We start from the raw sequence: 19,556 nt of genomic DNA on the forward strand, positions 1-19,556 counted from the left end.
GTCCAGGCGCGGCGCTGATGGCGCGCGCGGGCAAAGGCGGACGAGATGCAGTCTGACGGCATCGCTGGGGGAAGTTGGCCTCGCGGAAGGACCTGCCGTCAGGTTGGACAGGACCCGGCGGAGGCAATATCGCCTTGAAGGCGGGGGACGGTTTTTGCATCTTCGCGCAAGCTTGGACGAATCGTCCCGGCCGATGCCCCAGCCCGATTCCATCGGGCCCGGGCCGTCGCGGTCCCATAGCTCAACTGGATAGAGCAGCTGACTTCTAATCAGCAGGTTGGGGGTTCGAGTCCTCCTGGGATCGCCAAAATTCGATTTTCTTTCAAATGCTTGCCGCATCTTCCGGGTCTCCCGGTGATCAGGGGCATGTCCGGAGGGCAGGGCGCTTCTGGCGCCGCCGGCGCAGAGACGGGTTCTTCGGATGGCTGTCTTGCGAGGTGGTCCGGGCCGAGACCTTGCCGGGAATTTTCCGGACCATTCCTTAAAGGCGGCGAATTCGAATGCTGATATCTCCCGTCCGATATTCAACTCGAAGCTGACGAAATGAGAAACTATTCGCGGCGCGCGGTCTAAGAGATCGACTGAATTGATTAAAATTGGGGCAGTCAGTCGCTCGATCTACGTGATGATGGATCTCCGAATGCCGTTTTGGACAGGCGGCACGTTTGATGGCTTCGATCAATAGATCGGTTGCTAAATAGTTCGTCTGATTGCGGCGCTACGAGCTTCTGATATCATTGAGATCTTGTCGGCTCCGAATAATCATTCGGGGCATTCCCTCTGGGCAGCGCAGAAATGCGTTTGAGTTTTCCTGCACCCCGGCTTGCCGAAAATCGGGCGGATGACTTGTGCCGTTTTTATCCTGTGAGGTGTTATGGAGAACTCGATTTTCAACGAAATGGAGTCTTCGGTCGCCTCCTATTGCCGATCGTTTCCCGCCCTGTTCTCGAAAGCCAGTGGCAGCGAAATCTGGGACGTGGAGGGCGTGCGCCGCCTGGACTTCCTGGCGGGGGCCGGGGCGCTGAATTACGGCCACAACCATCCGGCCCTGACCGTCGCGTTGGTCGAGTACATCTCGAAGGACGGCATCGCCATGAGCCTCGATCTGCACACCGAGGCCAAGGCGGCGTTTCTCTCCACCTTCGCGGAAACCGCGATGTCGCGCTGCGGGCTTGATCATGTCGTGCAGTTCACCGGCCCGACCGGCACCAACGCCGTCGAGGCGGCGATGAAGATCGCAAGGAAGGTGACGGGTCGGACGACAATCGCCGCCTTCACCAACGGGTTTCACGGCATGACGCTCGGCGCGCTGGCGGCGACCGGCAATGCCGCTCACCGGCGGGGGGCGGGTCTGCCGCTGCCGGGTGGGGCGCTGCTGCCCTATGACGGGTATCTCGGGCCCGATGTCGACACGACGGCCTATTTCGAGGCGCTGCTCTGCGATCCCTCATCGGGCTTCGACCGGCCCGCCGCCGTGATCGTCGAATGCGTCCAGGGCGAAGGGGGGCTCAACGTCGCGCGGGCCAGCTGGCTGCGCAACCTGTCACGCATCTGCCGCGCCCATGGGGTCCTGCTGATCGTCGACGACATTCAGGCCGGCTGCGGGCGGTCCGGCGGCTTCTTCTCCTTCGAGCGGGCCGGCATCGTGCCGGACATCGTCACCCTGTCGAAATCCCTCTCCGGTTCCGGGCTGCCGATGTCGATCGTGCTGATCCGACGGGATCTCGATCAGTGGGAGCCGGGCGAGCATAACGGCACCTTCCGGGGCAACAACCTCGCCTTCGTCACTGCCCGGGCCGCGCTCGAGCTGTTCTGGCGCGACGACACCTTCGAACTCGAGATCGCCAGGAAGGCCAAGCGGGTCCATGAAGTCCTGGCAGGGATCGCCGAAGATCACCCCGGCGTATTCGCGGGGCAGAAGGGGATCGGCATGATGCAGGGACTGCTTTGCGTCGACGCGGAGCGGGCGGCGACGATCTGCGGCGCCGCTTATGAACGCGGTCTCATCATCGAGAAAGCGGGACCACGCGACGAGGTGCTGAAGGTCTTCGCGCCGCTGACGACACCGCTCGCGCAGCTCGACGAAGGCCTGGCGATCCTGGCCGAAGCGGTCGACGTGACCTCTGGCCAAAGCTGCCGGAATGTCGCCTGATGGCGACATCGTCGCGCGGCTGCGCGTTGAGCCGGACTTGGCTGCCGAGGGCTCCAATGGTGCGCCCGCCGCCGCCGGCAAGGCTCGGTTCGTGCTGCGCTCAGGCCATGACGACCGGCCCCGCTGGCGCCGGGGCGAGCGTCTGCACCACCTGTTCGAACATATGGCCGACCGCATGCCTGCGTCGGTCGCGGTCGAAACCCGGTGCCGCATCATCACCTATGGCGCGCTCGACCGGCTGGCGAACCGGCTGGCGCGTTACCTGCTGTCGCAGGGGCTTGGCGACGGCTACGTGGTGGGCCTGCTCTTCGATCGCTCGGTGGAGAGCTACGTCGCGCTGCTGGCGGTGCTCAAGATCGGTGCGGCCTACGCGCCGCTCGACCCCGGGTTTCCGGCCGACCGCATCGCCTTCATCGCCAAGGATGCGGGGATCAAGGCGGTTCTGACGGTCGCGTCCTGGGCCGGCTTGGCCCAGGCCGCGGGGGGTCCCGTCTTCGCCATCGACATGCTCGGCGATGAACTGGCCCGGCAGGACACTGCCCGCCCCGACCGGCCATCGATTACCTCCGATGCGCTCGCCTACGTGATCTACACATCCGGCACCACGGGGCGCCCCAAGGGCGTGCCGATCGATCATTCCATGATCGTCAACTTCGTCCGCGTGGCGGGCGAGATCTACGGCTATCGGCCGGGTGACCGGGTCTATCAGGGGCTCACCCTCGCTTTCGATTTCTCGGTCGAGGAGGTCTGGGTGCCGCTGCTCGCGGGGGCGACGCTGGTGCCGAATGATGCCGGGGCGAGCCTCGTGGGGGAGGACCTGCAGGCGTTCCTCGGCGCGCGGCGCATCACCGCCCTGTGCTGCGTGCCGACGCTCTTGGCGACGCTGGAGCCAGAACTGCCCGAATTGCGTCTCCTCATCGTGTCGGGCGAGAGCTGCCCCGCCGATCTCGTGTCGCGCTGGCACAGTGAGAAGCGGCGGATCCTTAACGCTTACGGGCCGACGGAGGCGACCGTCACCGCCACCGTGGCCGAGCTGCATCCGGGCCGCCCGGTGTCCATCGGTGTGCCTTTGCCGACCTACTGGACCTGCATCCTCGACACCGAAAGCGGCAGCTTCGTCGAGCGGGGCGGCACGGGCGAGATCGCGATCGGCGGGATCGGCGTCGCGCGCGGCTATCTGAACCGGCCCGGCCTGACCCAAGCGGCCTTCGTGCCGATAAGGCCCGGACAGTCCTCGTCCGCGCTCGGCCGACTGTACCGAACCGGGGATCTGGGCTGCGTCGACGAGACCGGCGAACTCGTCTGTCTCGGCCGGATTGATACCCAGGTGAAGATCCGTGGCTACCGGATCGAGCTGGCGGAGATAGAGTCGGCGATCATGCAGATCGAAGGGATCCGCCAGGCGGTGGTCGAGGTCTTCAAGCCAGAGCCTGACATGAACGAACTGGTGGCCTATTTCACCGGCGACACCGCCGTCGAGGAGATCGTCGCGGCGCTTCGGACGAGGCTGCCGGCCTACATGATCCCGAGCTACTTCGAACGGCTCGAAGAGATCCCGATGCTGGTCTGCGACAAGGCGGGTCGAAAGGCGCTGCCGCCGCCGCGCAGCCGCCGTATCGGCGGCCGCGGCTGCGTCGCGCCCGGCAATCAGCTCGAACTCGCCTTCGCGGGTTGCCTCGCCAGTGTTCTCGGGCTGGAAGAGGTGTCGGTCGCCGACCATTTCTTCGACGACATGGGGGCGAACTCGCTGTTAATGGCGCGGTTCGCCGCCCGGGCTCGGGCCGAGCTCGGCGTTACGGCGCTGTCGATCCGCGAGGTCTACGGCCACCCGACGATCCGGGGACTGGCGGGCCAGCTTGCATCCCTGCAAGCGCCGGCACCGATCGAGCGGCGCGAGGACAATATCCACCGCGCCGGCGCGCTGGCCTATTGGGGCACCGGTGCCGGTCAGGTCGCGTTTGGCCTGCTCTATACCTGGCTCGGCCTCGAACTCGCGTTGGCGGGGCTTACCTACGTCTTCGAGGCGGCTGGCATCGCGGGGATCTACTGGCGCGCCGTCGCAGTCTCATTCGCCTTGCTTGTCGGGTTCTCGGCGCTGCCGGTGGCGGCGAAATGGCTCCTCGTCGGTCGCTGGCGGGCGACGGAGTTCCCGGCATGGGGGCTGACCTATTTCCGGTTCTGGCTGCTTCGCACCCTGTCGCGCGCCTCGCCGCTGGCGCTGATGACCGGCACGCCGCTCTACAATGCCCATCTCCGGCTGCTCGGCGCCCAGGTGGCCTGGAGCGCGCTGATCCGCTCCAAGCCGCCCGTGCCTGCGGATCTCGTCACCATCGGGTCCGGTACGGTGATCAATCGTGGCGTCCTTCTTTCCGGCTACAAGGCGGTCTCCGGGCGCATCCGGCTGGGCCCGGTGCATATCGGGCGCGACGTTCATGTGGGCGAAGGGGCGGTGATCGATATCCATACCCGGATCGGCAATGGCGCGGACATCGCCCATGTCTCGACCGTGATGGAGGGACAGGACCTGCCACCGGAGGGCAGCTATGTTGGCGTCCCGGCGAGGCCCGCCGAACGGGGGTTCCGTCCGTTCAGATCGCGGCACCGCACGGTGCTGCGGAGCTGGCTCTACAGCCTCTATCTGGTTGCCACCATGATCTTCTTGGCCGGGCCGATCGGGCTTGCGCTGTTCTCGGTGCTCTATGCCTTCGTGTCGGGGGCGCTGGAGACGCCAGTGGCGCTGCCCGATACGACGTCCACCCTGCTGGCGCTGCCCTACATCCTCGTCGGCACGCTGGCGCTCTTCGTCGTCGGGATGATCCTGTCGGCGCTGAGCGCCTTGCTGGTGCCCCGGCTGGCATGGCTGTTCCTGAAGGAGGACCGGATCTACCCGCTTCATGGCATCCATCACCTGATGTTCCGGATCCTCGCCGGGGCGGCCAACAACAAGTTCTACAACGAGTTGTTCGGGGACAGCAGCTACATCGTTCCGTGGCTTCGGGCGCTTGGCTACCGGTTCGGGACGGTCGTCAACACCGGCACCAATTTCGGCATGAGCCAGAGCCAGGACGTGCCGTTCCTCTGCGAGGTCGGTGCCGGGACGATGGCCTCCGACGGGCTGGTTCTGGCCAATGCCGAATACGCCAATGGCTGCTTTCGCCTCAGGCGGATCCGCCTCGCCGAGCAGAACTTCCTCGGCAACGCCGCCATCGTGCTTCCCGGCTCCCGGGCCGGGCGAGACGTGCTGATCGGCACCAAGACCCATATCCCGGTTCACGGGCCCTGGCGGCGGGAGACGGGCCTGCTCGGCTCACCGGCCTTCGAGATCCCGAGATCGGTCCGCCGGGACCATCGCTTCGACCGCTACAAGGCGCCGGCGGTGCTGGCCGGACGGCTGCGCCGCAAGAACCGGCACAATATCCAGTCAATGGGGCTCTTCCTGCTGTCGCGGTGGGGCGCGTTCATGGTTTTCGCGGTGTTGGGGCACGTGATGACGGTGGATCTGGGCCTGACGTCGCCCCTCGGGCTGGCCTGCACCATGGCAGTCCTCTTCGTCGCGACGCTGCTCTACCAGATCGCCTGGGAATTGGGAGCGCTCCGCGGACGGCGGCTCGAACCCAATTACTGCTCGATCTACGATAGCTATTTCTGGTGGCATGAGCGCTACTGGAAGCTCGGCATTTCCGGCCTGAGCGCGTCGCTCAACGGCACGCCGTTCAAGCCCCTGCTGTGGCGCGCGCTGGGCATGCGGGTGGGGCGGCGGGTTCTCGATGACGGCATGAACGCCCCGGAGAAGTCGCTTTGCGAGATCGGCGACTATTCGACCTTCAACATCGGGTCGGTCCTGCACTGCCACTCCCTCGAGGACGGCACCTTCAAATCCGGAAGCGTTCTCGTCGGTGCGGGCGCGACGATCGGGACGGGGACCTGGGTGCATTACGACACGCGGGTGGGCGCCGGGGGGCTGGTCGATGCGGGCGGCTTCCTGATCAAGGGCGAGGTGGTCGAGGATTGGACCCGCTGGGTCGGAAACCCGGCGCGCGCAGTCTCGGCCGAAACCCGAGAGATGAGTGGCCCGGACACGGACGTCGGCGCCTCCTCCGTGGCAGCGGATGCCGTGTCGGCTTGAGGGTACAGCGACGCCTAGGTCGATAGTCGAGGCGTAGGCGCAGGCATGCGATCCTCGCGATGGCCGGGGGTGCCGCCGTTCATGCGAAGAACAAGGCCAAGAGGGCTCGACTGGCCTTGCCTGCTAGCCCTCGGCTTCATGCAGTCAGACCGTTGAGCAAGGGGCGCCACCAGCCAGCGGCATTGGGTTGATGCAGCCCGGCAACGCAGAGGCTTTACCCGGTCCGGGCGCCGCGAGGTCAAGACGGGTATTCCCCAAGTTTTTGAGCGAAATCAGACAGTAGTCGCATCGGCGGCGGAAAAGACGACTCCGCCACATCCTTGCCACATTAGGTGATTTAACAGGGCACCACAGGGCCAATACTTTAGAATAGGTTTATACTGCTCTCGTACAGTGCTTCGATTTTCGCTAACGAGGCCGGGCAGGCAGCTACCGGAAGGGCAGACCGATGAGCATTTCCTACGCCATGCAGACCGGTGTGAGCGGTCTGCGGGCGAATTCGACGGCGGTGGGCCGGATTTCGGAGAACATCGCCAACGCCAATACCGACGGCTACCGGCGCAGCTTCGTGCAGATGGTCACCACTAGCACGCTGAGCCAGAACGGCACGGTGGCGCCATCGGGCGTGCGGGCGGTGCAGGGCTCTGAGATCTCGACCGAGGGCGCGCTGCGCGCCACTGAGCGGGCGACCGATCTGGCGATCGGCGGGCCGGGCTTCTTCGTGGTCTCCAAGCAGCCCAACGAGACCAACGAAGCGAACTTCATGCTGACCCGGGCAGGCTCTTTCCTGCCCGACGAGAACGGCAATTTGCGCAACGCCGCGGGCTACTACCTCGCAGGCTTCCCCTACGATCAGACAGCCAATCTGGGCAACATCGACCGCAACCAGTTCGGCGATCTCAAGACCGTCAACCTCGGCAGCCTGTCGCAGACAGGCTCCCCCACCGGTGCGATGACGATCAGCGGCAACATCCCGGCCCAGCAGACCGGCCTGGCAACACCGGGCGAGCCCTTCCTGAGTTCGGCGGAGTATTATAGCCCGTTGGGTGCCGCGCAGCGGATGCAGTTCTCCTGGCAGCCCGGCGCGGTCGACAACCAATGGACCCTCAGCTTCAACGGCGCCGATGGTACCCAATACGGCAACGTCACGGTCGATTTCCATGACAGCGGCCCGCTGGCAGGGGCGCCACGGCTCTATTCGAACGCCACCTCCACCGCTGCCGCGCCTGCGAACTTCGCTTTCGACCCCGCGACCGGCGTGGCGACCCTGACGGTCGACAACGGCGCGGTGCCCCAGAATGTCGCGATCAACATCGGCGCGCCCGGGACCTATGACGGCATGACCCAGTTCGCGGGTGACTACTCGCCGCTCAAGATCACCGCCGACGGTGCCGAGAGCGGGGTTCTGGTGCGGACCGAGATCGACGAGCGCGGCGACGTCTACGGCGTGTTCGACAATGGCAGCCGCAAGCCGCTCTACAACATCCCGCTGGCCGAGGTGGCCAACCCCGACGGCCTGCTCAAGGCCGACGGCAACGCCTTCCTGTTGTCACGATCCTCGGGCAAGTTCAGCCTCAACCAGGCGGGCGAGGGATCCACGGGATCGTTGACGGCGGGTGCGCTGGAGAGTTCGAACGTCGAGGTGGCTCAGGAACTTACCGACCTGATCAGCACCCAGCGGGCCTATTCCTCGAACGCCAAGATCGTGACCACCGTCGACGAGATGCTCGATGAGACGACCAGACTGAAGCGCTGACCGCGAAACCGGTTGCCGGACCGGAAGACAACAAGGCCTGCCGGTTCTATCCGGCAGGCCTTTGTGTTTGCAGTCCACCTTGTGGGTTCTCGGCTTCGGCAAAGTACCTATTGCGCATGCGTGGCACGGGCGAAGCTCACCGGTTTCCGTGACGGTGCTGCGCGGGTCGCTCAGTCTTCGCGCTCGAGGCGCGCGGCGCGCAGAGCGGCGATCTTGGCGTTGCGGGCCTCGTTCTCGGCGTCGAGGATCGCGCGGGCGGCGCGGGTCGTGACGTCCCCCTTGGTTTCCGGCACCGGAGCCGGGGCAGGGCGCTCGGGCATAAGACCGGCCGCACGGCTCATGCGGTCTTCGAGCTTGGCGAAAGTGGATTCGAGGGCGTTCATCAGACGGTCCTTTGGTCTGTCACGCGGCGATGCGATCACCGCGCCATTATACCTGACCTATAGCGCGCACATGTTTCGACAAGGTCGCGTCGTGAATCGAAAGGGGCTGTGGCGGTGCCGCACACCGGTGTAGAAGCAAATTGGACCATGGCACTAAGACCAATCAACGGGACACGGGCAGATGATGACACGGGCATACGGATCTATTGGCATGACGGTGGGGCTGCTGGCCCTGGCCGCGACGGGCGCGCAGGCGCAGGGCTTTGCGGGCGGCACGCTCGCGGTCGAGACCTCGGCGCTGTTCGAGGCGGGCGAGATCGGCCACACCAGCTATTCGGGCGGGCTGCAATTCGACGTCGGACTGGGCTTCGGGCTGGCGCTCGACCTCGCCTCCTACGGCTTCTCGGGTTTCGGCTCGGATGGCAGCAATGCGACCCTGCATGCGATCTACGGGTCCGGGCCCTGGCTCGGTGTCGACGGGCTGGCACTGGGCGGCTTCGTCGGGCGGGACGGCTTCGATGAGGGCGACTCGGAAATCTACGGCCTCGAGGTCAAGGGATGGCTTCTCGGGATCGAGACCGAGAGCTACCTCGCGCGCCACGACGGCGAGATCGGTCGGGTCAACCTGGCCGGGCTGAACGCCCGCTATGAATTCACCCCGGCGATCTTCGCCATGGGCGAGCTGGGCTTTGCCGATGGCGAGGGCGAGTTGCTGCGCGGCGCGCTGGGTGGCGGCTACCAGATCGAAGGCGGTCCCGAGCTCTGGGGCGAGCTGGGCCGGATCAAGGACGAGGACGATGCCTTCGGAGGCGACGAGACCTATCTCGCGATCGGCGCCGAGATCGGCTTCGGTCAGCTGTCGGGCACCACTTTCGGCACCCGCAGCCTGTTCGACGTGGTCTCGGGGATCTGAGCCCTCAGGGCGCGGCCCCGGCCGCGCCCGCATGACCGATGGCGCGCAGGAACGACGTCACCTGCGAAGCCCACTCATCGGGGCGTTCGGCCGGGGCGAGATGCCCCGCCCGGCGCAGGATCTCGAAACGTGCGCCGGGGATGAGAGCGACCGTCTCGCGCATCAGATCGGGCGGTGTCGAGCGGTCCTCGGCCCCGGCGAGGCCCAAGGCGGGCAGCCGCAGCCCTGATGTCGGCGTCCAGAAATCGGTGCCGGACACGGCGGCGCATCCACCGACATAGCCCTCGACCGAGGTGCCGGTCAGTACCCTTCGCGCTCGCGCGGCTACCGGGCCGTGCCGCGCGTCGCGACCCAGCCAGCGGTCAAGCACGGCATCGGCTTGCGCGGCGATGCCGGCGCGGCGGATCGCGGCGATCCGCTCCTCCCACAGCTTGGGGGTGCCGATCTTGGCCGCCGTGTTCGCCAGCACCAGCCCGCGTACGAGGTCGAGCCGCTTGATCGCCAACCCTTGTGCCACCATGCCGCCGAGCGACAGGCCCGCGAAGACCGTGTCGGTGAGGTCATGCGCCTCGAGCACCGCCTCGGCGTCCGAGATCATCTGTCCCATCGAGTAGGGCGCGGCAGGTGCGTCGGAATTGCCGTGGCCGCGCATGTCGTAGCGCAGCACCCGGATGTCACCGGGCAGCAATGGCATCACCGCGTCCCACAGCGTCATGTCCATGCCGAGCCCGTGCGCCAGCACCAGAGCGGGCGCGTCCTCGGGACCTTCGATGCGGGTGGCGAGGCGGCAGCCGTCGCGGGCGGTGACGATCATTCCAGCGTGCTCAGCGCGCGGGCGTAGAGCGCGGCATCGACGTTGCCGCCCGTGGCGACGGCGATCGCCGTGTCGCCCGTCAGCGCCTCGGGGCGGAACAGGGCTGCGGCGAGCGAGACCGCGCCGCCCGGCTCGATCACCACCCGCAGATGGCGGAAGGCCAGCGCCATGGCGCGCAGCACCTCCTCCTCGCTCACCGCGAGGCCCGGACCGCACAGCCGCCGGAGGATCGGAAAGGTGAGATTGCCCGGCTGCGGCGTCACGATGGCGTCGCAGATCGAGCCCGACAGGCGGTCGTTGCGGCGGATTTCGCCCGCTGCGAGGCTGCGCGCCACGTCGTCGAAGCCCTCGGGCTCGCAGGTCCGCACCTGCAGGCCCGGCGCCTCGGCTTCGAGCGCCAGCGCCACGCCGGAGCTCAGCCCGCCACCACCGCAGCAGACCAGCACCTCGGCGCTGGTCACGCCATGCTCGTTCGCCTGTTCCGCCAACTCCAGCCCCAGCGTGCCCTGTCCTGCGATGACGAGCGCGTCGTCGAAGGGCTTGATCAGCGTCAACCCGCGCTCCTCGGCCAGCGCTGCGCCCATGGCATCGCGGTCGTCGCGCTCGCGGTCGAACAGCACCACCTCGGCGCCCAGCGCTCGCGTGCCGTCGATCTTGGCCTTTGGCGCGTCCTTGGGCATCAGGATCACCGCAGGGACGCCATGCTCTCGCGCCGCATGGGCCACGCCCTGCGCATGGTTGCCGGACGAGAAGGCGATGACGCCGCGCGCGCGGACCTCAGGCGCGATCGCCGAGACCGCCGACCAGCCGCCGCGCGCCTTGAACGATCCAGTCACCTGCAGGCATTCGGCCTTGAGCAGCACGCGCCGCCCGGCGATCGCGTCGAGGGCGGGCGCCGACAGGAGCGGCGTGCGCCGCAGATTGCCTGCGATGCGCGCGCGCGCGGCGCGGATCATCTCGATATCGCTCAACTTCACTCTCCTCGGACCGACCGGCAGCGCGCCAGCCAGTCGTTCAATGCCGCGCGCGCCGCCGGCTCGTCAAGGAAGGGGACATGGCCGCGTCCCGGCACCTCGGCAAAGATCATCGCGGGATTGCGGCGCTGCATCTCGTCCGCGGTGGCCGCCGTCAGGAGATCCGAGTTCGCGCCCCGGATCAGCGCCAGCGGCAGCCCCTCCAGCGCGTCGAACAGCGGCCAAAGATCCGGCGCCGGCTGCACCGCGCCGCCCAGCACCGTGTCGCGCAGGTGCGGGTCGTAGCGCAGCTCCAGCCCGTCGGGCGTTTCCTCGTACTGGCCCCTGACCTCGGCCAGCCAACGCGCGTGCGGGACACCCTCGAAGCCGGTCCAGGCGCCGGCGCGGAAACGCGCGGCCTCCTCCCATGTGCGCTGTGCCGGACGGCGGCCGAGATATCCTTCGATGATTTTCAGCCCGGCGGGGTCGATCTCCGGCCCGATATCGTTGAGCGCCACGCCGATCACCCGTGGCCGCGCCGTCGCGGCCAGCACCATCGCGATCAGCCCGCCGCGCGAGGTGCCGAGGATCGCCGCGCGCTCCAGTCCCAGATGGTTCATCAGGGCGAGGATGTCGCGCGCCTCCTGCGCGACCGTGTAGGTCGCGGGGGCGGCCCAATCCGACCTGCCGCGCCCGCGATAGTCGGGACGGATCAGCCGGACCTCCTCCAGATGCGGCGCGACATGGTCGAAATCGGCGGCGTTGCGGGTGAGGCCGGGCAGGCACAGCACCGGCAGCCCCGCGCCCTCGTCGAGGTAGTGCAGCCCGACCCCGTCCTCGGCCTCGTGGCGCGGCATCAGGCGAGGTTCGCGATATGGGTGAGGTCGGGCAGCACATGGGTCGGGCGCGACCAGAGCCGGTCGCGCGGCTGCTCGGTCCGGTTCACCCATGCGGTGATGAAGCCGTAGCCCGTCGCCCCGGCCACGTCCCAGAAGTTCGAGGTGACGAAGAGCACCTCGTCCTTGGTGCCGCCGAAGCGCTTCTGCACGAGGTCGTAGACCCGCGCATCCGGCTTGAACACGCCGACCTCCTCGACCGAAAGCACCGCGTCGAGGCTGTCACCGATCCCGGCCGAGTCCACCGCGCGCGCCAGCATTTCGGGCGTGCCGTTCGATAGGATCGCGACGTTGCGCCCCTTGGCCTTGAGATCGGCCAGCACCTCGCGCACCTCCGGATAGGCGGGCAGCGTGTCGTAGAGCGCGAGCAGCCGGGCGCGCAGCTCGGGGCTCTCGATTCCGGACTTCTCCATGCTCCAGGTCAGGGCATCGGCCGTGACATGGCCGAAATCGACATGGTTGCCGGTGATCGCGCGCAGCCAGGTGTATTCGAGCTGCTTGAGGCGCCAGTCCTGCGCGAGCTGCTCCCAGCAGCGGGCCAGCATCTCGCCGCCGGGCTCGGCGCTCGCGATGCGCGCCGCGCCGTTGACGTCGAAAAGCGTGCCGTAGGCGTCGAAGACGATTGTACTGATGGTCATGCGTTCCCCCTATGGTCGCGAGGCTGACATGCCCCGCCTCCGGAAGAAAGACCTCTGGGGGCGATCGGGTTGCGAACCGCGCGCGGACTTCCTACCTTGATGGGGACCGACGAGGAGCACCCGCGAGCAGGCGGCCTCCAGACATTCACCCCGACAGACCGAAAACAGGAGAGGCTCATGACGCAAGTCAAGCAGGGCGACACCGTGCGCATCCATTACACCGGCACTCTGAACGACGGCCAGACCTTCGATTCCAGCGAGGGCCGCGAGCCGCTCGAGTTCCAGGTGGGCTCGGGCCAGATCATTCCCGGCCTCGACAGCGCCATGCCCGGCATGGAAGTCGGCGAGACCAAGACCGTCGAAGTGGCCTGCGAGAACGCCTATGGCCAGCCCGACCCGAACGCCCGTCAGGCCGTGCCGCGCGACTCGATCCCGGACGATATCCCGACCGAGCCCGGCACCCGTCTGCAGATGCAGACCCCGCAGGGCCAGGTGGTGCCGGTCACCGTGATCGAGGCAAACGAAGAGCAGGTCACGCTCGACGCGAACCACCCGCTGGCGGGTCAGGACCTGACCTTCAAGGTCGAGCTCGTGGGCGTCGACCCGGCCTGATCCCGGCCATCTGAACGATGAAGGGCCCCGGTGACGCGCGTCGCCGGGGCCTTTTCATATGCGGTTCCAAATATTGCGGGGGGTTCAGCCCTTTTGGGCGGCCATCGCGGCCTGCATCTTCTCCATGTCCATCCAGCCCGGCTCGAACACGTTGCCGTCCGGGTCGCGGAAGGTCCGGCCATACATGAAGTCGCCGAATTCCTGCGTCTTGCCGGTATCGCTGCCGCCATGCGCCACCGCCGCTTCTACGATGGCGTCCACGGCCTCGCGGCTGTCGCGCGACAGCGCCACCAGAACGCCGGTCTGGGTGGCGGGGTCGGCGACCGGGCCGGGGGCGAAGCCCGCGAAGACCTCGCGCTCCAGCAGCATCAGGTAGATCACGTCAGAGACGCAGATGCAGATGGAGCGGTCATTGGTGAATTGCGGCACGACCGAGAAGCCCAGCGCCTCGTAGAAGGCGCGCGACCGGGCGCCGCTTTCGACCGGCAGGTTGATGTAAACGATCTGTGGCATGGAAAGGCTCGCGACAGGGGTGACCTGCCGCGAGCCTATACCGGTCGCGCCACCGCGCAAGCGTTCAGAGGTTCTCGCTCTGGGGCATGCCCAGCACGTGGTAGCCGCCATCGACATGGACGATCTCGCCCGTCGTGCAGGCCGCCGCGTCGGAACAGAGGTAGAGCGCGGTGCCGCCCACCGCCTCGAGCGTCGCGTTGGAGCGCAGCGGCGCGTTGGCGTCGGTGTGCTTGAAGGTCTTGCGCGCGCCGCCGATGGCTGCCCCCGCCAGGGTCTTCATCGGGCCGGGCGAGACCGCGTTGACGCGGATGCCCTCGGGGCCGAGATCGTTGGCGAGGTAGCGCACCGAGGATTCCAGCGCCGCCTTGGCCACGCCCATTACGTTGTAGAAGGGCGTCACCTTGTTCGAGCCTTGATAGGTCAGGGTGACGATCGAGCCGCCCGCGCTCATCAGCGGATGGGCACGGCGCGCGATGTCGATCAGCGAATAGCAGGAGATGGTGAGCGAGTTGCGGAAGTTCTCACGCGAGGTGTTGATGAAGCGCCCGGCCAACTCGTCCTTGTTGGAATAGGCGATGGCGTGGATCACGAAATCCAGCCGGCCCCAGCGTTCCTCGATCTTCGCGAAGGCCGCGTCGAGCGAGGCGTCGTCGGTGACGTCCACGTCGAGCAGGAAATCCGAACCGAGCTGGGCGACGAGCGGCGCGACGCGCCGCCCGAAGGTCTCGCCCTGATAGGAGAAGGCCAGTTCGGCACCGGCGCCGTGCAGCGCCTGGGCGATGCCCCATGCGATCGAGCGGTCGTTCGCGACCCCCATGACCAGGCCGCGCTTGCCCACCATCGACATCATCTGCGTCTCTCCCGCTCTATCGTCAGTCGTCGTAGCGGGACAGCAGCATCGAGCCGTTGGTGCCGCCGAACCCGAAGCTGTTGGTCATCACCGTGTCGAGCCCGGCATTCTCGCGCAGCTGGGTCGCGATCTCGCCCTCGTTGATCCCCTCGGCGAGGTTCTCGACGTTGATCGACGGCGCGATGTAGTCGCCCTTGAGCATCAGGAGGCAGTAGATCGCCTCCTGCGCGCCGGTCGCGCCCTGGCTGTGGCCGGTCATCGACTTGGTCGAGGAGATGGGGGGCGTGTTGCCCTCGCCGAAGACGCGGCGCACCGCCTCGACTTCGCCCACATCGCCGACCGGGGTCGAGGTGCCATGCGCGTTGATGTAGCCGACCTTGCGGCCCTCGGGCAGGGTGGAGAGCGCCAGCCGCATCGCCCGTTCGCCGCCTTCACCCGAGGGCGCGACCATGTCGTGACCGTCGGAGGTCGCGGCGAAGCCGGTGACCTCGGCATAGATCTTGGCGCCGCGCGCGCGGGCATGCTCGAGATCCTCGAGCACCACCATGCCGCCGCCACCGGCGATGACGAAGCCGTCGCGGTCGCGGTCGAACGCGCGCGAGGCCTTAGTCGGGGTGTCGTTGAACTTCGACGACATCGCGCCCATCGCGTCGAACAGGCAGCTCAGCGTCCAGTCGAGCTCTTCGCCGCCGCCGGCGAACATCACTTCCTGCTTGCCCATCGCGATCTGCTCGGCGGCAGCGCCGATGCAGTGCAGCGAGGTCGAGCAGGCGGAGGTGATCGAGTAGTTGATGCCCTTGATCGCATAGGCCGTGGCGAGGTTCGCCGAGACCGTCGAAGACATGCCGCGCGGCACCATCAGCGGCCCGATGCGCTTGGGGCTGCCGGTCTTGAGCACGGTCTGGTGCGCGGCAAAGAGGTTCGAGGTCGAGGGGCCGCCGGAACCTGCGATCAGGCCAGTACGCTCGTTCGAGATGTCGCTCTCCTCGAGCCCGGCATCGGCGATGGCCTGGCGCATCGAGAGATAGGCATAGCCCGCACCCGGACCCATAAAGCGCAGGGTCCGCTTGTCGATCTCCTCCTTGAGGTCGATCTTGAGCGTGCCCGCGACACGGCTGCGGAAGCCGTATTCGGCCATTTCCTCGGAAAACTCGATGCCCGAGCGGCCGGCGCGCAGCGCGGCATCCACTTCCTCGGCCGAGTTGCCGATGGGCGAGACGACCCCGAGGCCGGTGACGACGACGCGACGCATGGCGCCTCCTTCCTTGACGGTTCAGCTCTCGGAGAGAGCGACCTTCATGTCCTTGACGAGATAGATGGTTTCACCGTCGGCCTCGACCCGGCCATCGGCGACGCCCATGGTCAGCCGGCGAGTCTGCACCGCCTTGGTGAAATCCACGTAATAGGTAAGCTTCTTGCGGTCCGGACGCACCATGCCGGTGAGCTTTACCTCGCCGACGCCGAGCGCGTAGCCGCGGCCTTTCCAGCCGCGCCAGCCCAAGTTGAAGCCGGTGAGCTGCCACAGCCCGTCGAGGCCAAGGCAGCCGGGCATGATCGGGTTGCCCGGGAAGTGGCATTCGAAGAACCACAGGTCGGGGGTGATGTCGAACTCGGCCACGACATGGCCCTTGCCATGCTCGCCGCCATCCCCGGAGATATCGGTGATGCGGTCCATCATCAGCATCGGCGGCGCCGGAAGCTGCGCGTTGCCCGGGCCGAACAGCTCGCCGCGCGAGCACTTGAGCAGTGCTTCCTTGTCGAACTGGGTCGGATAATCTGACATGTGGCCCCATGGTCTTGCGATGTGTCTGATCCATGCCTCTAGCACCGGCCCGCGCGGCAGGGCAAGGGCGGCGCGGGTCGCCGACATGCTGTCCGAGATTGAAATCGGGCGCGCGGAAGGGCATATCTGTTGCGTCATGACGCAAGCATCCCTTTCCTCCGCCCGCCGCGGCGCCGATTGGCTGGCCACGGCCGGCCTGCGCCCGACGCGGCAGCGGCTGGCGCTCGCCGCGCTTCTGGTCGGCGACGGACAGGACCGTCACGTCACCGCCGAGAGCCTGTTCGAGGCGGCGGCGGCGGCCGGGCACAAGGTGTCGCTCGCCACGGTCTACAACACGCTGGCCGCGTTCTGCGCCGCAGGCCTGATGCGCGAGATCACCGTCGACGGCTCCAAGAGCTATTTCGACACCGACATGACCGACCACCCGCATTTCTACTGGGAAGAGGAGGCGCGGCTCTCGGACGCGCCGGCCGAACAGCTCGAGATCGCGCGGCTGCCCTCCGCCCCCGAGGGTGCGGAAATCGCCAAGGTCGACGTGGTGATCCGGCTGCGCCGCCGCTGAAGCGGCTTGGGCCGGTCAGACGCTGAACTGCAACTCCACCGGGCCTTCCTGGACCTGCGGCGGGGTGCCGAGATGCGCGGCGTTCTCCTGCAGCCATGCCTTCGCCCGCTTCAGGCTTTCCTCCGTGCCCGAGCTGTCCTGGCAGATCGTGATGGTAGCGCCGCCATCGGAGGTGCGCATGAGCGCGTAGGAGACGAGGCCCGGCACGTCGCGCAGGATCTCCTCGACCTCGGCCTTTCGCTCGCTCAGAAGATCGAAGAGCTCCGTCGCGCCGGCGCCGGAATAGGATCGTATCATCGCGTGCATGACGACTCCTCCTGATACTGCATGAGAAAATGCGGCGCCGCTGGGCACCTGTGACAGTATAGCACGGCGCGGGGTGCGGGTCTGTCGTTCCGGACAGCGGGGAGTGGCCACGGGCCATCTGCTTGCAGCTTGGCGCCCGCGCGCCTAGCCTCGCGCGAAATTCAAAAAGGAGGTTGCGCCATGCAGATGGATGACGTTGCGCGCCGGGGCCTCGTGCTCCTGGGCTGCGGCAAGATGGGCTCGGCGATGCTGGCGGGCTGGCTCGAGGGCGGGCTGCCGAAGTCCTCGGTGACCGTGCTCGATCCCAAGCCCTCCGACTGGCTGCAGGGGCTGGGCGTCCGGCTCAACGAGGAACTGCCCGAGGATCCGGCGATCGTGCTGGTCGCGGTCAAGCCGCAGATGATGGGCGACGCGCTGCCCTCGATGCAGGCCAAGGGCAACGGCACGACGCTCTTTGTCTCGGTCGCGGCCGGTACGCCGATCGCCACCTTCGAGCAGTCGCTGGGCGAAAAGACCCCGATCGTGCGCGCCATGCCCAACACGCCTTCGGCGATCGGCCGCGGGATCACCGCGATCATCGGCAACGCCCATACCACGCCCGACCAGCTCGACCTCGCAGAGGCGCTGCTGAAGGCGGTGGGGCAGGTGGTCCGGCTCGAGCGCGAGGACCAGATGGACGGTGTCACCGCCGTGTCCGGCTCCGGCCCGGCCTATGTGTTCCACCTGATCGAGACCATGGCCAAGGCCGGCGAGGAGCAGGGGCTCAGCCCCGAACTGGCGCTCCAGCTCGCCAAGGCGACGGTGGGCGGCGCCGGCGCGCTGGCCGAGCGTTCGGACGAGCATCCCGGCAAGCTGCGCGAGAACGTCACCTCGCCCAACGGCACGACCCAGGCCGCGCTCGACGTGCTGATGAACGAAAAGGACGGCTTCCCGGTGTTGCTGAGCCGCGCGCTCAAGGCCGCCGCCGACCGCTCGCGCGAGCTGGCGAATGGCTGAGGTCGCACCGGAAATCGTCTTCGACGATTTCGCCAAGGTGGACATCCGCGCGGGGCGGGTCACCCGCGCGGAACCCTATCCGGAGGCGCGCAAGCCCGCGATCAAGCTCTGGATCGATTTCGGCCCCGGGATCGGTGAGAAGCGTTCCTCGGCGCAGATCACCGAACATTACGCGCCCGACGCGCTTCTGGGCCGGCAGGTGCTGGCGGTGGTGAACTTTCCGCCCCGCCAGATCGGCAAGTTTCAATCCGAGGTGCTGGTGCTCGGCCTGCCCGATGCCGAGGGCGCGATCGTGCTGATCGGCCCCGACCAGCCCGTGCCGCTTGGAGGGCGGCTGTCATGACCAAGAAGACCATGCTCGTCACGCGGCCGCTGCCGCAATCCGTGCTCGACGCCTGCGCGCAGCAATTCGATGTCACCTTTCGGGATGCCGATCGCGGGCTGACCGAAGCCGAGGCGGCCGAAGCGCTCGGGGCGTATGACGCGATCCTGTGCACGCTGGGCGACCGCTTCACCGCCGAGGCCTTCGCGCAGGCGGGAGAGATCCGTTGCGGCGTGCTCGCCAATTTCGGCGTGGGCTACAACCATATCGACGCGACCGCGGCGCGCGCCGCTGGTGTCGCGGTATCGAACACCCCCGACACGGTGACCGACGCCACTGCCGATATCGGCATGACGCTGCTCTTGGCCGCCGCGCGGCGCGCGGGCGAGGGCGAGCGGCTGGTGCGTCGGGGCGAGTGGAGCGGCTGGGCGCCGACCCAGATGCTCGGCCGCCACGTCACCGGCAAGACGGTGGGGATCGTCGGCATGGGGCGGATCGGTCAGGCGGTGGCGCGGCGCTGCGCGCTGGGCTTCGAGATGCAGGTGCTCTACCACAACCGCTCGCCCAAGGCGGTGCCGCTGCCGGTGATGCAGGTGGGTGACCTCGAGGAGCTGATGTCTTCCGCCGACTTCATCGTCGTCACCGTGCCCGCGACGCCCGAGACGCGGCATCTGATCAGCCGCGAGATGATCGCGGCGATGAAGCCAGAGGCGATCCTCATCAACATCGCGCGCGGAGACGTGGTCGACGAGACCGCGCTCATCGAGGCGCTGGAGGCGGGCCGGATCGGCGGCGCCGGGCTCGACGTCTACGAGAACGAGCCGCAGGTCCCCGAGCGGCTGCGCCAGCTCGACAACGCCGTGCTGCTGCCGCATCTGGGCACCGCGGCGCTGGAGGTGCGCGAGGCGATGGGGCGGATGGCGCTCGACAATGCCTGCGCCTGGGCCAAGGGCGAGACGCCGCCCAACCTGGTCAACTGAG

General features: G+C 67.4%; 19 protein-coding genes and 1 tRNA gene. 10 read left to right on the plus strand and 10 right to left on the minus strand.

Annotated features, from left to right (window positions below; all coding sequences use genetic code 11):
• The first annotated feature begins 230 nt into the window (after positions 1 to 230).
• From T8T21_RS15475 to T8T21_RS15490, 4 genes are all read left to right on the plus strand, one after another.
• A tRNA-Arg gene (locus tag T8T21_RS15475) sits at positions 231 to 307 on the plus strand.
• A 567-nt stretch (positions 308 to 874) separates the two neighbouring features.
• A complete protein-coding gene (gene ectB, locus T8T21_RS15480; RefSeq protein ID WP_322336249.1) occupies positions 875 to 2,152 on the plus strand; it encodes a diaminobutyrate--2-oxoglutarate transaminase in 1,278 nt (425 codons plus the stop codon).
• Complete coding sequence (locus tag T8T21_RS15485) at positions 2,142 to 6,278, plus strand: Pls/PosA family non-ribosomal peptide synthetase (protein WP_322336250.1); 4,137 nt, start codon at positions 2,142 to 2,144, stop codon at positions 6,276 to 6,278. Before ectB ends, T8T21_RS15485 begins: the two co-directional genes overlap by 11 nt.
• A 448-nt stretch (positions 6,279 to 6,726) precedes the next feature.
• Complete coding sequence (locus T8T21_RS15490) at positions 6,727 to 8,034, plus strand: flagellar hook protein FlgE (protein ID WP_322336251.1); 1,308 nt, start codon at positions 6,727 to 6,729, stop codon at positions 8,032 to 8,034.
• A 170-nt stretch (positions 8,035 to 8,204) separates the two neighbouring features.
• On the opposite strand, the gene T8T21_RS15495 is transcribed toward T8T21_RS15490, so the two are convergent.
• Positions 8,205 to 8,417, minus strand: coding sequence for a hypothetical protein (locus T8T21_RS15495; RefSeq protein WP_183471233.1), 213 nt, complete (start codon positions 8,415 to 8,417; stop codon positions 8,205 to 8,207).
• 211 nt (positions 8,418 to 8,628) lie between these two features.
• On the opposite strand from T8T21_RS15495, the gene T8T21_RS15500 reads away from it, so the two are divergent.
• Positions 8,629 to 9,330, plus strand: a complete 702-nt coding sequence (locus T8T21_RS15500; protein WP_322336252.1) for a hypothetical protein — start codon at positions 8,629 to 8,631, stop codon at positions 9,328 to 9,330.
• 4 nt (positions 9,331 to 9,334) lie between these two features.
• On the opposite strand, the gene pcaD is transcribed toward T8T21_RS15500, so the two are convergent.
• The 4 genes from pcaD to T8T21_RS15520 are packed head-to-tail and all read right to left on the minus strand — an operon-like array spanning position 9,335 to position 12,631.
• Entirely contained in the window at positions 9,335 to 10,144 is an 810-nt protein-coding gene (gene pcaD / locus T8T21_RS15505) for a 3-oxoadipate enol-lactonase (RefSeq protein ID WP_322336253.1), read from the minus strand.
• Positions 10,141 to 11,115: a threonine ammonia-lyase gene (locus tag T8T21_RS15510; RefSeq protein ID WP_322336254.1), complete on the minus strand. Its 975-nt coding sequence runs from the start codon at positions 11,113 to 11,115 to the stop codon at positions 10,141 to 10,143. Before T8T21_RS15510 ends, pcaD begins: the two co-directional genes overlap by 4 nt.
• A 2-nt stretch (positions 11,116 to 11,117) precedes the next feature.
• A complete protein-coding gene (locus T8T21_RS15515) occupies positions 11,118 to 11,954 on the minus strand; it encodes an alpha/beta fold hydrolase (protein WP_322336255.1) in 837 nt (278 codons plus the stop codon).
• Positions 11,954 to 12,631, minus strand: coding sequence for a haloacid dehalogenase type II (locus tag T8T21_RS15520; RefSeq protein WP_322336256.1), 678 nt, complete (start codon positions 12,629 to 12,631; stop codon positions 11,954 to 11,956). The genes T8T21_RS15515 and T8T21_RS15520 overlap by 1 nt, the downstream gene beginning before the upstream one ends.
• Positions 12,632 to 12,808: 177 nt before the next feature.
• On the opposite strand from T8T21_RS15520, the gene T8T21_RS15525 reads away from it, so the two are divergent.
• Positions 12,809 to 13,243, plus strand: coding sequence for an FKBP-type peptidyl-prolyl cis-trans isomerase (locus T8T21_RS15525; RefSeq protein WP_322336257.1), 435 nt, complete (start codon positions 12,809 to 12,811; stop codon positions 13,241 to 13,243).
• Between the two features lie 84 nt (positions 13,244 to 13,327).
• On the opposite strand, the gene T8T21_RS15530 is transcribed toward T8T21_RS15525, so the two are convergent.
• The 4 genes from T8T21_RS15530 to fabA all read right to left on the minus strand — a co-directional run bounded on the left by T8T21_RS15530 (position 13,328) and on the right by fabA (position 16,389).
• On the minus strand, positions 13,328 to 13,756 hold the full coding sequence (locus tag T8T21_RS15530; RefSeq protein WP_322336258.1) for a VOC family protein: 429 nt from the start codon (positions 13,754 to 13,756) through the stop codon (positions 13,328 to 13,330).
• Positions 13,757 to 13,820: 64 nt separating this feature from the next.
• Entirely contained in the window at positions 13,821 to 14,606 is a 786-nt protein-coding gene (locus tag T8T21_RS15535) for an enoyl-ACP reductase FabI (RefSeq protein WP_183470909.1), read from the minus strand.
• Positions 14,607 to 14,628: 22 nt separating this feature from the next.
• On the minus strand, positions 14,629 to 15,858 hold the full coding sequence (fabB, locus tag T8T21_RS15540) for a beta-ketoacyl-ACP synthase I (protein WP_322336259.1): 1,230 nt from the start codon (positions 15,856 to 15,858) through the stop codon (positions 14,629 to 14,631).
• A 21-nt stretch (positions 15,859 to 15,879) separates the two neighbouring features.
• Entirely contained in the window at positions 15,880 to 16,389 is a 510-nt protein-coding gene (gene fabA / locus T8T21_RS15545) for a bifunctional 3-hydroxydecanoyl-ACP dehydratase/trans-2-decenoyl-ACP isomerase (RefSeq protein ID WP_183470905.1), read from the minus strand.
• Positions 16,390 to 16,525: 136 nt separating this feature from the next.
• On the opposite strand from fabA, the gene irrA reads away from it, so the two are divergent.
• Positions 16,526 to 16,951, plus strand: a complete 426-nt coding sequence (gene irrA / locus T8T21_RS15550; protein WP_183470903.1) for an iron response transcriptional regulator IrrA — start codon at positions 16,526 to 16,528, stop codon at positions 16,949 to 16,951.
• A 15-nt stretch (positions 16,952 to 16,966) separates the two neighbouring features.
• On the opposite strand, the gene T8T21_RS15555 is transcribed toward irrA, so the two are convergent.
• On the minus strand, positions 16,967 to 17,257 hold the full coding sequence (locus T8T21_RS15555; protein WP_183470901.1) for a hypothetical protein: 291 nt from the start codon (positions 17,255 to 17,257) through the stop codon (positions 16,967 to 16,969).
• Positions 17,258 to 17,437: 180 nt separating this feature from the next.
• Between T8T21_RS15555 and proC the strand changes: the two genes are divergently transcribed.
• From proC to T8T21_RS15570, 3 genes are read left to right on the plus strand one after another with little or no spacing between them, the layout of a single operon-like run.
• Entirely contained in the window at positions 17,438 to 18,253 is an 816-nt protein-coding gene (gene proC / locus T8T21_RS15560) for a pyrroline-5-carboxylate reductase (RefSeq protein WP_183470899.1), read from the plus strand.
• Entirely contained in the window at positions 18,246 to 18,596 is a 351-nt protein-coding gene (locus tag T8T21_RS15565) for a tRNA-binding protein (protein WP_322336260.1), read from the plus strand. Before proC ends, T8T21_RS15565 begins: the two co-directional genes overlap by 8 nt.
• Positions 18,593 to 19,555 carry a 2-hydroxyacid dehydrogenase gene (locus T8T21_RS15570; protein ID WP_322336261.1) on the plus strand — a complete coding sequence of 321 codons (963 nt, stop codon included), beginning with the start codon at positions 18,593 to 18,595 and terminating at the stop codon, positions 19,553 to 19,555. Before T8T21_RS15565 ends, T8T21_RS15570 begins: the two co-directional genes overlap by 4 nt.
• The last annotated feature ends 1 nt before the right edge of the window (position 19,556 follow it).

This window comes from Limimaricola variabilis, from assembly GCF_034371605.1.
Lineage (GTDB): Bacteria > Pseudomonadota > Alphaproteobacteria > Rhodobacterales > Rhodobacteraceae > Limimaricola > Limimaricola variabilis.